The following is a 14,297-nucleotide window of genomic DNA, read 5'->3' as shown; positions in this document are numbered from 1 at the left end:
TAATTCCTCGACTTTAAAACAATCAAATTACAGGAAATCTAATGCGTTTTACACAGTTTTTTGCAGCCGTTTTATTCATTTTCTGGAACATTACCGGTCACGCCGCCAACCCCCAGGTAATCATAAAAACAAATTTCGGACCTATTACGCTGGAACTCTATCCGGAGAAAGCACCCAAAACTGTCGAGAATTTTTTACGTTATGTTGAAAACGGATTTTATAACAACACAATTTTTCATCGCGTTATCCCCAATTTCATGATTCAAGGTGGTGGTTTTGACACGGCTTTCAATCAGAAAACCACACGCGGCCCGATCGCAAATGAAGCCAATAACGGTTTGAAAAATGAAATAGGCACCATTGCCATGGCAAGAACATCCGACCCGCATTCGGCAACAGCGCAGTTTTTCATTAATGTTGCAAATAACACATTTTTGAATTACACCGCGCCTAACGCAAGAGGGTACGGCTACACCGTTTTCGGCGAAGTGACCGATGGCATGAATATCGTTCACCAGATTGCTAAAACGCCTACCGGTTCTGGCGGCCCGTTTCCCGGAGATGTTCCCAGGACAATAATTACGATTGAAGATATCTCTGTCTTAACATTCGAAGACAATAAGAAACAGCAATAACAGGAAATATTATGATCAAACTGACAACAAACTATGGCGATATTACGCTTGCGCTTGACGCTGAGAAAGCGCCTGAAACAGTACAGAATTTTTTGAATTATGTCACCAGCGGGTTTTATAACAACACAATTTTTCACCGCGTGATAGATGACTTCATGATTCAGGGAGGTGGCTTCGAGCCTGACATGAGACAAAAAAAAACCAATCCGCCCATTCAAAATGAAGCTGCTAACGGCCTGAAAAACGAAATTTATACCATTGCTATGGCAAGGACCGCGGACGTTCATTCAGCCACATCACAATTTTTCATCAATGTCGCGAATAACGGATTTCTCAACTACAAAGAACCCACCACCCAGGGATTTGGATATTGTGTTTTTGGCAAAGTCGTGGAAGGTCAGGCTATAGTAGATAAAATAAAAAAAATCAAAACAGGCGACCGCAGCGGCCATCAAAATGTTCCACTTGATGATATTGTGATTGAAAAGGCCGAAGTTATCTAAAGAGACCAAGATTAGGCGGCACCAGCATAAATACGGCCCAATTGAATGAGCGGTGAGCCGCTCGACTCCATCAACTGGTCGCGATAAAGTTGATGGAGTTAGCCAAGCCCTCTGGCCAGATCGGCCTGAATATCCTCCACTGCCTCCAGTCCGACCGCGATCCGCAACAAGCCGCCGGTAATACCTGCCGCATCACGCGCTTCCTGACCGATACGGCCATGCGTTGTCGTAGCCGGGTGTGTCAGCGTAGTCTTCGCATCTCCCAAATTGGCTGTAATAGATATCAGCCGCGTATTGTCTATGACACGCCAGGCAGCTTCTCTGCCGCCTTTAATCTCAAATGTGACGATACCGCCGCCAGTGCTTTGCTGGCGCACGGCCAATTCATGTTGCGGATGAGATGGCAGTCCAGGGTAAAAAACCCGTTCAACATTTGGGTGTGCCGACAGCCACTGCGCCATTTGCAAGGCGTTTTTTGAGTGCGCGTCCATACGCACTTTGAGCGTTTCCAATCCTTTCAAAATCACCCATGCATTAAAAGCGCTCAAAGTTGGGCCGGCAGTGCGCAGAAATCCGTAAACACCGCCCTCCATCATCAGTTCCCGGCTGCCCAGAACAGCCCCTCCCAGCACTCTGCCCTGGCCATCCAGATATTTTGTCGCCGAATGAATAACGATATCCGCACCCAACTCAATGGGCCTTTGCAAGATAGGGGTACAGAAGCAATTGTCAACCACAAGCCACGCACCCGACTTTCTGGCGATTTTCGCCAAGCCGGCAATATCGGAAATTTCAGTTAACGGATTGGACGGTGTTTCCAGAAAAAAAAGTTTGGTATTCGGCTGAACGGCCGAATACCATGCATCCATATCGGTTGCAGATACAAACGTAGTGTCAACATTAAATTTTTTCAGGATATTGTTAAACAGATTAACGGTAGCACCGAACAGACTCTGCGATGCAACAACATGATCGCCGGCTGATAACAAACCCATAACACATGCCAGAATTGCTGACATTCCGGTTGAAGTAGCAACACAGGTTTCCGCACCTTCCATAGCTGCAAGCCGTTCTTCCAGCGCGGTAACTGTTGGATTGGTAAAACGTGAATATATATTCCCGGGTTCTTCTCCCGAAAAACGCGCCGCAGCCTGCGCTGCACTATTAAAAACAAAACTGGACGTCAAATAAAGTGCTTCCGAATGTTCATTAAACTGGCTGCGATGTATTCCCGTTCGTAGCGCACGTGTTTCGGGTTTAAGTTGATCGTCAGACATTAAATGATTTACTCCTGGATAAACTTAACAAATGATAGGATATGTTGTCAGCTAGAGGGCGTTTACAATTAATCTGATACAGTCAGACTCAGATCAAGTTGTGTTTTCCATGAGGCCCGTCTGCCAGCTTGTTCGGAATTTCTTTTAGCTTCAAGCGCTTCCAAATACTCCAACGTAACATTACCTGCGACATAGTTACCATTAAAGCAGGACGTTTCAAAATGCGACAACTCTGGTTTTATTTTCGAAACTGCGTGCGTCAATGCATCCAGTTCCTGAAAAATCAGGTAATCTGCACCTATTTCATGACAGATTTTTTCTGTATCACGCTCAGTTGCAATCAGTTCTCGCCGTGTCGGCATATCGATTCCATACACATTTGGAAACCGCACTGGCGGTGACGCTGATGCAAAATAAATTTTCTTGGCACCCGCATCCCGCGCCATTTGTACGATTTCTCGACTTGTTGTACCACGTACGATTGAATCGTCAACGAGTAAAACATTTTTTCCTTTAAACTCGATACTCATTGCATTGAGCTTTTGACGCACGGATTTTTTGCGTAGCTGTTGTCCTGGCATTATAAATGTGCGTCCGACATAACGATTCTTGATAAAGCCTTCACGAAAATCGACACCTAACTGGTTGGACAGTTGCAACGCACTTGGACGGCTGGAATCAGGAATTGGAATGACTACATCAATATCAAGATGGTGCATGGACCGGGTAATTTTATCCGCCAACGACTCACCCATGTTCAGTCTCGTTTCATAAACTGAAACGCCATCTATGACAGAATCCGGGCGTGCCAGATACACATATTCAAAAATACATGGATTCTGGCTTGCATTGTCTGCGCACTGCTGACTATAAAAACCACCTGTTTCATCAATAAAAATCGCCTCTCCTGGCGCAATGTCACGCGCCAGCCGAAAATTTAACGTATCCATTGCTACACTTTCCGAAGCAACCAGATACTCAGTACCTTTTTCTGTTTCTGCTGTGCCATAAACAAGTGGACGGATACCGTGCGGATCACGAAATGCCAGCAGCCCATAGCCGGCAATCATCGCAACGACGGCATAAGCACCTGCGCAACGTTTATGCACGCCATTGACAGCGGCAAAAATGGTTTTCGGATCAAGATGACAATTACCTGCCCGTTCTTGCAGTTCATGCGCCAATACATTCAATAATACTTCCGAATCTGAATGCGTATTGACATGACGCAAATCAGTTCGAAACAGTTCCTGGTTCAGTTGCTCAGCATTGGTCAGGTTACCATTATGGCCTAGAACGATACCGAATGGAGAATTTACATAAAAAGGCTGTGCTTCAGCGGGTGACTTAGACGATCCAGCCGTTGGATAACGTACATGTCCAATGCCCATATTGCCTTGAAGTTCATACATGTTACGGGTGCGAAAAACACCGCTCACCAATCCCAGTCCTTTATGCATATGAAACGTATTGCCCTGTGCCGTTACGATGCCGCCAGCATCCTGTCCGCGATGTTGCAGCATCAGCAGACCGTCATAAAGCAATTGATTGACCGGTGATTTTGCAACAATACCTAATACTCCGCACATAGGCGTACTCCGTTTATACTGTACAGATAACAAAAACCGATAATGACCGCGCAATCACGGTAACAACCTTCTAATTTTTTATACCAGATCAGCTACTCTTTTTTTCATAGCTGATTCGTTTTGACAAATCATCCGGCAGCCAGGGCAAAACCTCCAGGGCGACAATCTCCAGTGCAGGACTTAACACAGCATGGCGCCACATTGGCTGCTGCGGTAATGCGGTCAAACCTGCTATCAAAACCATGACCAAAACAATAATAAAGGCCCGTGCAAATCCAAAAAAAGCACCCAAGGTTCTATCGATAAATCCTAAACCGATGTTCTTGATCAGCGCATTTAATAACATGGTGATCAAAACAGTAACAACCAATGTGACTATAAAAACAGCAATAAACGCCGCAATAACCCGCAGCGATTCTCCATCGATCTCAGAAGGAATATAGGGCTCAAAGTCGTATGCGTACGCACTTGCTGCAATAAAGGCGATAACCCAACCTGCTATAGAGAGAACCTCACGCACTAACCCACGAATGATACTCAAAATGATCGAAATAAAAAAAATCCCCAGAACGATATAATCAAAAACGGTCATTAGAAAGAAAACTGCAATCGATAAAATTACGGACCGGTTCTTTACAACCTAAATGAAATGATGCAGTGTCATTGTATTGCAATTCAGTATTATCTGGGGGTTACTACGCCATCCAATCCCTGCCGTCTCAATTTTTTCAATTCGTTTTCTGCAGTGTCACGGCTTGAAAACGGGCCGATACGCACACGCGTTACAACCTTTCCATTAACCGTGTGCGTTTCTGTAAACGCATTTAAACCATTCGTTTTAAGATTGTGCAGTTGTTGCTGTGCTTTCGACTGATCCGAAAACGCTCCCAGCTGTACAACAAACTGTCCGGAAGTTTGACCGGATTGAACAGAGCGCTCAGTTTGAACTGGAACCAATCGTGGTTTGATCCCCGGAATTGGGATGCGGCCAGTCTGCTTACGTTCATCATGAGCGTCATCCGCGCTTAATTGATCATTTGGCTCTAGTGTTTCGGAAAAGTCAGGTGTCAAATCCGATGACAGCTCCGACCGGCCATTATTTTGTTCAGTTTGTTCAAGGTTCTCTGATGAAAAATTTTCTGAAGGCAGGACTAAGGGTGGAATTTCACTGATATCATCCTGCGGAAACAGATGAATATCAATTTCATGTGTCTCCGTATCTGGCTTTGGTTCATCAAAAATCAAGGGCAGAATGACGATTGCCGCCACGACCAGTACAATCGCGCCAACCAGTCGGCGTCTTGCGCGTTTTCTGAGTAACAACTCTTCTTCAGTGATATTTTTATTCATACCAAATATCCCTGCTTGACAAACTATTTTCCATGATATTGCAAGACAGCACCAACTGTAAAAAAAGAACCGAACACACAAATTCTATCATTTTTGTCAGCCTGTTCACAGGCAAATGCATAAGCTGAAATAACGTTTTCAAATTCACGAATCGTATTATTCTCACTGGTAATGTCCGACTTGTAAAGAATTTGCAATAATTGACGGGCATGAGCGCCCCTTGCAGCATCAGTGGATGATATCAGCCAGATGTCGATATGATTTTTTAGCACCTCAACAACTCCTGCTATATCCTTATCCTGCAGCATTGCAAAAACTGCATAAGTCTTTCCTGCCGATGGGGTCATCTCCAGATTTTTTGCCAGAACAGCAGCGGCAGCGGGATTATGGGCAACATCCAGAATAATCATTGGCCGCATTGATACCAACTGGAACCTTCCTGGCAAGGTAACACACAACAGGCCTTCGCGTATCGCCTGTATGCTGATCTGAAGTTGCTCGCGCAATTGCTCCAACGCCATGAGGCAGGCACTTGCGTTATGCAACTGGTTGCTGCCGCGTAATGCCGGCAGCGGTAACATATACAGGCGGTTTTGACGGCTCCAGAACTGCCACTGGCGATTGCTTTCTTGAACAAACCCGAAATCCTGATGAATCACATTGATTTGTGCACCTGTTTTTTGCGCATGATGCAACACGCTCAACGGCAAATCCGCTTCTGCACAGACAACCGGCTTTTCTCGCCTGAAAATTCCGGCTTTTTCATATCCAATCGCTTCGCGGGAATCGCCGAGATATTCTTGATGATCAAGTTCAACATTGGTCAGAATGGCGCAATCGGCATCAAAAATGTTTACGGCATCAAGCCGCCCACCCAGCCCGACTTCAAGTATGGCGACATCAATCCGTTCAACCATAAACACATGCATGGCAGCCAGTGTTCCGAATTCGAAATAAGTCAGCGAGACATCACACTTTTTTCTGGCCTGCTCAACAGTGTTAAATGCCCTGAGCAGTTGCGCATCGGAGACTACCTGTTGCTTGACATGAATGCGTTCATTGTAACGAATCAAATGCGGCGAGGTGTAACAGCCGACACGATAATCTGCCGCAGTCAGGATGGATTCCATTATCGCGCAAACGGAACCTTTACCGTTGGTGCCGCCTACAACAATTACCGGGAAAAACGGCGTCAGCCTGAGTTCGTTGCGCACTCGATCAACGCGTTCGAGTCCCATATCAATTGATTTGGGATGAAGTTTTTCCAGATAATCAAGCCATTCGGTCAAATCGCCTGGCTTTCCGGCAATATGCATTGAGTCAGTTCTGGGTACACAGTCACGCAACAGGATATGAAAGCAAAAAACTCAGATCTGAGAACAATGAAACCCGACCCGAATTGAATTGACTCAAGCAGTTACTGGCATGGCGCCACGCATCAGCAATGTACACAAGTTCGCGATTTTTTCACGTATCTGTCGGCGATCAATTATCATATCAACGGCTCCATGCTCCAGTAAAAACTCGGCGCGTTGAAAACCTTCCGGTAATTTCTGACGCACTGTCTGCTCGATTACGCGTGGACCGGCAAAACCAATCAGCGCACCGGGCTCGGCAATAACAACATCACCAATAAACGCAAAACTGGCAGACACGCCCCCCATGGTTGGATCCGTCAGAACGGAAATAAATGGCAATTTTTCACGGCTCAGACGCGTCAATGCTGCTGTTGTTTTGGCCATTTGCATGAGTGAAAACAGACCTTCTTGCATGCGCGCACCGCCACTGGCACTAAAACATACAAACGGCAGTTGATTTGCAATGCAGGTGTTGACACCGCGTACAAAACGCTCTCCGACCACCGAGCCCATCGATCCCCCCATAAACCCAAATTCGAAAACGGCTGCGACAACGGGTACTGATAAAACGCTGCCACTCATGACTATGAGGGCATCACCCTCATCGATGCTGGATTTGGCTTGCGAAAGACGATCCACATAACGTTTACTGTCCTTGAACTTCAACGGATCTGTCGGCTGAATCTGCGCACCGATTTCCTGCCGGCTATGTTCATCCAGGAAGTAATCCAAACGTGTTCTGGCAGAAATACGATTATGAAAATCACAGCGTGGACAAACACTCATGTTCTTTACAAGATCGGTACAATAAAGGACGGCCTCACAGGAACTACATTTGCTCCACAGTCCTTCCGGAACTATTTTTTTTTCACCATTCTCTTTACGTTTGATTTTAGGTGGAATAATATTCTGAAACCAGCTCATAAATACGGCCTCTTATTCAAAACTGAATTTAACTACGTTGTGCATCAATGGCTTCGCGCATCCGTGCAACCAATTCAGCCACATTACTCAACAATTTGTTTTGTGGCGAATGTTCAATTTCTTCAATAATCCGGCTGCCAATAACCACCGCATCCGCAAGTTTGGCTACGGCGCCTGCTGTCTTACCGTCACGTATTCCAAAGCCAACCCCGATAGGTATGGAGATCACCGCGCGCAATTCTTCAAGTCTTAACGCCACGCTTTTTAAATCAAGATGCGAAGCGCCGGTAACCCCTTTTAATGAAACATAATAAATATAACCTTTCGCCAGTTTTGCAACTTGCGCTATACGGGATTGCGTTGACGTTGGCGATAACAAAAATATGGTATCCAACCCATGTTGCTCAAGACACCGGACCCATTCTTCGCATTCTTCCGGTGGATAATCCACAGTCAGCACACCATCAATACCTGCTTTTTCTGCCTGGGCAGCAAAGTATTTGTAACCCATTGCTTCTACAGGATTGGCATAGCCCATTAAAACAACAGGTGTCCGCATATTTTCTTTTCGGAATTCCGACACCATGCTCAACACGTCATGTAACCCTACACGGTGCTTTAATGCACGCTCCGAAGAGCGTTGTATTGTCGGCCCATCAGCCATAGGATCAGAAAATGGCACGCCCAGTTCAATAATATCCGACCCGGCGTTGACCAGGCTATGCATTAATTCAACGGTTAATGCGGGAGCAGGGTCTCCTGCGGTAATAAAGGGAATAAGCGCCTTCTTGTGATTTGACTGCAAAACAGAAAATGTTTGTGCTATGCGATTCATACTTATTGATAAAAATGTTTAAAATACGGGATGTCAGACCGGCAATCACGCATAATTGAAGTGATAGCAGTTTCATAATACACCGTTGACGGTGCCTGCCGATGCTAGAGCGCTATTCCGGACATTTGTGCAACGGTCGCCATATCTTTATCGCCCCGCCCGGAGAGATTGACGAGTATCAACTGGTTTTTTGCAAGTGTTGGCGCGAATTTAGCAGCATAGGCCAAGGCATGACTTGATTCGAGCGCCGGCATAATGCCTTCAAATCGGCATAGGGCATGAAATGCCGCTAGTGCCTCGTCGTCTGTAACCCCGACATACTCAGCCCGATGAATATCTTTAAGCCATGCATGCTCGGGCCCCACGCCAGGATAATCCAGCCCGGCCGATATGGAGTGTGTTTCAATAATCTGCCCGTTTTCATCTTGTATCAAATACGTGCGGTTTCCATGCAACACTCCGGGTTTTCCTTTGCTTAAGGTGGCTGCATGTTTATTTGTTTCCAATCCCTTACCGGCAGCTTCGACACCTATCATTCGCACGCTTTGGTCATCGATATAGGGATAAAACAGGCCGATTGCGTTTGACCCTCCCCCGACACACGCTATTAACACATCGGGTTGTTTGCCATAAGCTTCTTGCATTTGTATTTTAGCTTCGGTTCCAATAACTGTCTGAAAATCCCGTACCATCATTGGATATGGATGCGGCCCGGCGACTGTGCCGATAATATAAAACGTATTTTCAACTTGCGTCACCCAGTCGCGCATGGCCTCATTCAAAGCATCCTTCAAAGTTCGGGAGCCTGATTTAACCTGCACCACCTCAGCTCCCAGCAACTTCATCCGGTATACATTGGTCGCCTGTCGCCGAACATCTTCAGAACCCATATAAACAACACACTGCATCCCATAGCGCGCAGCCACTGTAGCGGTGGCCACACCATGTTGTCCCGCCCCTGTTTCCGCAATAACCCGGCTTTTACCCATACGCCGGGCCAGTAAAGCCTGACCGACCGTATTATTGACTTTATGCGCTCCGGTATGATTCAAGTCTTCGCGCTTTAACAGAATCTGTGCACCGCCAAGATGCTCCGACCAACGCCTGGCATGATAAATCGGGCTTGGCCGCCCGACATAATGTTTTAATTCGTTTGCAAACTCATTCTGGAACGCGGCATTATTTCGATAGTGATCATATTGTTCTCGCAATTCATCCAGTGCCGAAATCAGTGTTTCAGCGACGAACACGCCGCCGTAAGGGCCAAAATGACCTTGCTTGTCCGGCAGATCATATATATTCATTTTTCCCGAACTCCTCGCATAAAAGCAGAAATTTTCTGCGCATCTTTTATACCTTTATCAGCTTCAACACCACTGGAAACATCCACTGCCCAGGGGCGAACCTGTTTGATCGCCATCGATATATTTTCAACATTCAATCCACCCGACAAAATTACTGGTAACGGCAATTGCCGGGGAATTAAACTCCAATCGAATATACTTCCCGTTCCCCCCGGCATGTTTTTTGTGTAGGTATCCAACAACAATCCTTTTGCAGTGTTATAGCGACTGGCATATTGTAACAAATCCATGTCTTCCCTGACGCGAATTGCTTTGATGTAGGGTAAGAAAAACTGACCACAAAAATCCCGTTCTTCGTCACCGTGAAACTGCAGCAAACTCAATTTTGCAATTCTAGCGGTCTCATTAACCCAATCTGGATCAGGATCAACATAAACACCGACAGTATTGATAAAAGCAGGTATGTTAGCCGAAATTTCGGCAGCCTGACGCGGCGTCACATAACGCGAGCTATTTGGCCAGAATACAAAGCCGATAGCATCTGCACCCCAACTAGCCGCCGTCATTGCATCCTCAATACGGGTAATACCGCATATTTTTACGCGTACGACCATAAAACACATTTAATTTTGATTGAAATCTACCAATAGGAGGTTACGAAAACCGGTAATGATTAGTAATGTTAGTATGTCCTTCCATCCGCGGCAGATTCCACTCCGGATCGTATATAATATCCGCCAAATAAAGGCCGGACGCTGAAAATGTTGGTGCAGCCGCCGCTCTGTCACCGTTTTCCAATAACATTCGTAACCAATCTGGAGAATATCGCCCCTTGCCGACGTAAACCAGACACCCAACAATATTGCGCACCATGTGGTGCAAAAATGCATTGGCACACAGGTCAAACATAATCATGTTATCACGACGCGATATATCCAATTGTGTCAACATGCGCACTGGCGATTTCGCCTGACATTCGGCTGCACGAAAAGCAGAAAAATCATGTTTGCCGAGCAATATTCTGGCGGCCGTTTGCATTTTTTCAAGATCTAGCGGTTGATGGCACCATCCGGCCTTTTGGTAAAGAATGCCAGGACGAATCGGATGATTAAGCAATAAATACTGATAACGGCGCGCATTTGCGCTAAAACGTGCGTGAAACTGACCGGAAATTTCGCTTGCCCAAAGTACAGCAATATCTTTTGGCAAAAACGTATTAACACCACGTATCCAGGCTGTTTTCGGCCGTCTCACCGTGGTTTCGAAATGAACCACCTGATATAAAGCATGCACCCCTGCATCAGTTCTGCCGGCAGTGACCACACGAATCTTTTCGTTCGCGATACATGATAAAGCAAATTCCAGTTTATCCTGTATCGAACAGTTGCATGGTTGACTCTGCCATCCGCAATAATTGCTGCCATTGTATTCAAGTATGAGTACAATTCTCACAATCTAGTACCCTATCAATATGATATTGTCGTGTACAGTGAACTTGTCAGTGCTCATGGCAAGGCGTGTCTTGCAGGCAATAGCGTTCTATTACCAAAAGACACGAGCGCAGTCCATGGTCACTGACCAGCCCACCCACTGGGCGTTATCGTGGTGCTCTGCAGTCGCGTTACACTGCTTGAAAAGGGAATAACCCTTTCTTGCGCACTGTGCCTTACTGCAAAGCACTACGGTAACGCTGTACACGGCAATATCATATTGATAGAGTACTAGCTGCAATCAGCGAGTTGCGGTCATCGCGAATGAGATCCGCCGTACATGCTAAACCAATCCACTAAAGCTTTTCCAACAACTCTCTAGCCGTTTTTTGCTGATTTTCGTCACCTTCCTGCACGACTTCCTCGAGCATCTCTCGCGCACCTTCCATGTCTTCCATTTCCAGATAAGCTTTTGCTAGATCAATTTTGGTTTCAATTTCGTGCCATTGCTCACTTCTTGCTTCAGGTTCATCTGATGCAGACTCAACTGTCTCAATCTCTTCATCAGCTTTATTTTCAACAGATCCAGATGTGTTTTCTACATTCAGGTCGATATCTGAAAAATCAACTTCAGATATAAGCTTGTCTGAATCTGAAGAGAGCGTCTCATTGCCCTCAGATACGATTTCTGGCAATTCGGGCTCAGATGTAAAATCCAATCCAGGCGCATCAGAGGTATTATCCTCACTTTCCGGGGTAGTCACCCCATGTGCTGATTCATTTAGCAGATTACTCTCGTCAGAAAGATCAATTGTTGAAGAATCCACTGAAAAATCAAGCGCATTCTCAATATCGGATTTTGATTCCGACTCAGTCGATTCCATTGTCAGCTTGTCATCTGCAAGATCCATCTGCATCGCGTCGTTAATTTCTGAGTTTAGCTCATCATCAAAATCGATTTTCAGTTCGTAATCTGATTTGGCATCTTCTGTCGAACGCGATGTTTCGGCCGTAAAATCCATAATATGCGCTTCATCGATTTCACTGTTTTCAACAGAAGCTTCCTGATCCATCGCAACCATTGCCTCCGTTTCAGCATTAAAATCAAGTATCTGATCGGTATTTTCCTGTAGCGTATCATCTAAGCTTTTCGCTTCTGAAATACTTTCATCGAAAGCATTCATGCCTAAGGCAGCATCAGATTCATCTATCGAAGACTCAATTCCCGCATCAGCTTCTTCATTTTCCTTTGAAAAATCCAATTCAATCGGTTGATCAGCATCGTACAATTTATTTTTTGGAATTTCCGGGCTTTCATTTTCATCCGTTGACAAGTCAAATGCTGCTGAATCATCTTTTTCCTGTGATTCTTCTTGTGAGAAAAATTGATTCGTCTGTTCAAAATCATTCTGACCATCAGTTTTTTGATCGACAACATGGGCAGCAGCAACAGCAGCAGCCGTTTTATCGCGCAGCGCCGACGACAATTCTTCGTATCTGGACTCCTCTGCCTCAGCTTCAGCCGCAGCAGCTTGTCTGCGACGCCTGAGAATGAAGGCTAGCAAAGTAAGCAGCAATAAGGCAGAAACAGCGCCAATATACATCATATTACCCGTAACCCGATCAAACCAGGACGCTTCCTCTGACTCCGGAGCCAGAACTGAATTTGCTGCTAATTCAACCTGTGTAGCAGGCGACAAAGTAGCTAATGCTTCAGTTTCAGCACCATCCTGGACAGTTGCATCCTTGGCTGGCAATGAAAACGAATCATCTTCGCTAGCAACATCCAGCTCAAACGTAGATTCATTTTCGGAAAGCACGCCAAATTCATCATCGGGCGACGCAACAGATTTCTCCGGAATGATCTCCAGCGCCTCTGTTTCAGTTTGCGATGGTTGCGCCTGTGTTTCTGCATTTATCTGCGCCTGCGCCAACTCGGAATTTTGCAACGATAATAGTTTTTGCAGATTCTCAATGTTCTTTTCCAGCATCGCGACACGTTCATTCGCCTCTTTTAATGCAAGATTGCGCGCAATGGCATCTTCTTCCATCATGCGTATCCGTTCCTGCGCACTTAAGTCAGAGAATCCATCCTGAGAATCCGGAAGTTTTTCACCGCTTGACAGCCGTAATACCTCTACTGGCGATTCGCTGCGAGAAGCCGCGGCATTGTCTACCGCAGTTGTTATTTCTCCAGCAGCCGTTTGACTGAGTGCATCCATATCCTGCGGCTGCCCCGCAGACAAAGTCAGACTCTGGCGGTATTTATGCCAGTCGCTGACCTGTACTCTGACTTCAGCATTGGCTTCTTTTTCATTGATTTCAGTTACTCTTTGCAGATCAGGTATATTTAGAACCACACCGGTTCTCAGCAAATTCATGTTATCCGCAATAAACGCATCGCGATTTGCCCGGAATATCGCGACCAGCATCTGATTGAGATTGACCGACTCTGGTTTAAACTGCCTGGCAATCGATGAAAGCGTATCACCTTCCAGAATCGGTCCATATGTACCGGGTCTCGGTGATGTCGGCACTGGTTGGCGCATTTGCGTAACTGGTTCATCAGCGGCAGCTAAAGGTGTTGTTTGCGCAGCAGCCTGATCGACAGGCGCTGTCTCCGCCTCAACCACTGTTTCCGTTCTTTCCTGAAACATCGGCACGACCGGTGCTACTGGCTCCGAAGGTGTAACGTCTGCCGGATCGAGTAAAACGGTATACTCACGCAACAATCGCCCTGAGGCCCAGCTCAACTCCACCAGCATGTTGAGAAACGGTTCGTTTACGGATTGCGGAGAAATAATTTTTACGTAGGGTTCGCCATTGACACGGGATTCTATAGAAATCTTAAATGTAGAGAAGAAAGGTTCATAGCGTATACCGGCCTGTACAAATGCTTCGCGCGAGGCAATTTCAGCATTTAATGAAGAAACTTCATCTTCACTGACAGTGACAAGATCGATTTCAGCATTGAGCGGTTGCCCAAGAGAGGAGTTGATAGTCAGTTTGCCTAGTCCTGCAGCATGAGCAGTTAAGGAAAAAACAAAACCGATTAACAACAGGCATGCTCTAAAAAACGATGTATACACTGA

13 protein-coding genes are annotated in these 14,297 nt (G+C 45.9%); 2 read left to right on the top strand and 11 right to left on the bottom strand.

The features are described 5' to 3' along the window. Nucleotides 1-41 precede the first annotated feature (41 nt). Complete coding sequence (locus tag BMY60_RS00520; protein ID WP_090330362.1) at nt 42-635, top strand: peptidylprolyl isomerase; 594 nt, start codon at nt 42-44, stop codon at nt 633-635. Nucleotides 636-646: 11 nt separating this feature from the next. Continuing rightward, entirely contained in the window at nt 647-1,138 is a 492-nt protein-coding gene (locus BMY60_RS00515; protein WP_090330360.1) for a peptidylprolyl isomerase, read from the top strand. Between the two features lie 98 nt (nt 1,139-1,236). Here BMY60_RS00515 and BMY60_RS00510 read toward each other — a convergent pair whose 3' ends face one another. The 11 genes from BMY60_RS00510 to BMY60_RS00460 form a co-directional block, all read right to left on the bottom strand. Beyond that, nucleotides 1,237-2,415, bottom strand: coding sequence for an O-succinylhomoserine sulfhydrylase (locus tag BMY60_RS00510; protein ID WP_090330359.1), 1,179 nt, complete (start codon nt 2,413-2,415; stop codon nt 1,237-1,239). 68 nt (nt 2,416-2,483) lie between these two features. After that, on the bottom strand, nt 2,484-4,004 hold the full coding sequence (gene purF, locus BMY60_RS00505; RefSeq protein WP_090330358.1) for an amidophosphoribosyltransferase: 1,521 nt from the start codon (nt 4,002-4,004) through the stop codon (nt 2,484-2,486). 88 nt (nt 4,005-4,092) lie between these two features. Beyond that, the gene (locus BMY60_RS00500) at nt 4,093-4,596 is read right to left on the bottom strand and encodes a CvpA family protein (RefSeq protein WP_090330357.1); all 504 of its coding nucleotides are present in this window, start codon (nt 4,594-4,596) and stop codon (nt 4,093-4,095) included. A gap of 89 nt (nt 4,597-4,685) precedes the next feature. Then, nucleotides 4,686-5,354, bottom strand: a complete 669-nt coding sequence (locus BMY60_RS00495) for an SPOR domain-containing protein (RefSeq protein ID WP_090330355.1) — start codon at nt 5,352-5,354, stop codon at nt 4,686-4,688. A gap of 23 nt (nt 5,355-5,377) precedes the next feature. Next, on the bottom strand, nt 5,378-6,670 hold the full coding sequence (gene folC, locus BMY60_RS00490) for a bifunctional tetrahydrofolate synthase/dihydrofolate synthase (protein WP_090330354.1): 1,293 nt from the start codon (nt 6,668-6,670) through the stop codon (nt 5,378-5,380). Between the two features lie 93 nt (nt 6,671-6,763). Beyond that, the gene (accD, locus tag BMY60_RS00485) at nt 6,764-7,636 is read right to left on the bottom strand and encodes an acetyl-CoA carboxylase, carboxyltransferase subunit beta (protein WP_090330353.1); all 873 of its coding nucleotides are present in this window, start codon (nt 7,634-7,636) and stop codon (nt 6,764-6,766) included. Nucleotides 7,637-7,664: 28 nt separating this feature from the next. Next, complete coding sequence (trpA, locus tag BMY60_RS00480; RefSeq protein ID WP_090330351.1) at nt 7,665-8,471, bottom strand: tryptophan synthase subunit alpha; 807 nt, start codon at nt 8,469-8,471, stop codon at nt 7,665-7,667. Between the two features lie 104 nt (nt 8,472-8,575). Next, entirely contained in the window at nt 8,576-9,775 is a 1,200-nt protein-coding gene (gene trpB, locus BMY60_RS00475) for a tryptophan synthase subunit beta (RefSeq protein WP_090330350.1), read from the bottom strand. After that, nucleotides 9,772-10,389, bottom strand: coding sequence for a phosphoribosylanthranilate isomerase (locus tag BMY60_RS00470; RefSeq protein ID WP_090330513.1), 618 nt, complete (start codon nt 10,387-10,389; stop codon nt 9,772-9,774). Before BMY60_RS00470 ends, trpB begins: the two co-directional genes overlap by 4 nt. A gap of 40 nt (nt 10,390-10,429) precedes the next feature. Further along, the gene (truA, locus tag BMY60_RS00465) at nt 10,430-11,227 is read right to left on the bottom strand and encodes a tRNA pseudouridine(38-40) synthase TruA (protein WP_090330349.1); all 798 of its coding nucleotides are present in this window, start codon (nt 11,225-11,227) and stop codon (nt 10,430-10,432) included. 334 nt (nt 11,228-11,561) lie between these two features. Next, entirely contained in the window at nt 11,562-14,294 is a 2,733-nt protein-coding gene (locus BMY60_RS00460) for a FimV/HubP family polar landmark protein (RefSeq protein ID WP_090330348.1), read from the bottom strand. Nucleotides 14,295-14,297: the final 3 nt, after the last annotated feature.

This window comes from Nitrosomonas sp. Nm51 (assembly GCF_900111165.1).
Taxonomy (GTDB): Bacteria; Pseudomonadota; Gammaproteobacteria; order Burkholderiales; family Nitrosomonadaceae; genus Nitrosomonas.
The sequence above is the reverse complement of the archived record's forward strand: the minus strand, read 5'-3'. Positions and strand labels throughout refer to the sequence as shown.

Bases quoted from the DNA above. Each gene is read 5' to 3' on its own strand.
- BMY60_RS00510 (WP_090330359.1), bottom strand. From the start codon at position 2,415: ATGTCTGACGATCAACTTAAACCCGAAACACGTGCGCTACGAACGGGA.
- BMY60_RS00515 (WP_090330360.1), top strand. From the start codon at position 647: ATGATCAAACTGACAACAAACTATGGCGATATTACGCTTGCGCTTGAC.
- trpB (WP_090330350.1), bottom strand. From the start codon at position 9,775: ATGAATATATATGATCTGCCGGACAAGCAAGGTCATTTTGGCCCTTAC.
- BMY60_RS00520 (WP_090330362.1), top strand. From the start codon at position 42: ATGCGTTTTACACAGTTTTTTGCAGCCGTTTTATTCATTTTCTGGAAC.
- trpA (WP_090330351.1), bottom strand. From the start codon at position 8,471: ATGAATCGCATAGCACAAACATTTTCTGTTTTGCAGTCAAATCACAAG.
- BMY60_RS00495 (WP_090330355.1), bottom strand. From the start codon at position 5,354: ATGAATAAAAATATCACTGAAGAAGAGTTGTTACTCAGAAAACGCGCA.
- BMY60_RS00470 (WP_090330513.1), bottom strand. From the start codon at position 10,389: ATGGTCGTACGCGTAAAAATATGCGGTATTACCCGTATTGAGGATGCA.
- folC (WP_090330354.1), bottom strand. From the start codon at position 6,670: ATGCATATTGCCGGAAAGCCAGGCGATTTGACCGAATGGCTTGATTAT.
- BMY60_RS00500 (WP_090330357.1), bottom strand. From the start codon at position 4,596: ATGACCGTTTTTGATTATATCGTTCTGGGGATTTTTTTTATTTCGATC.
- purF (WP_090330358.1), bottom strand. From the start codon at position 4,004: ATGTGCGGAGTATTAGGTATTGTTGCAAAATCACCGGTCAATCAATTG.
- accD (WP_090330353.1), bottom strand. From the start codon at position 7,636: ATGAGCTGGTTTCAGAATATTATTCCACCTAAAATCAAACGTAAAGAG.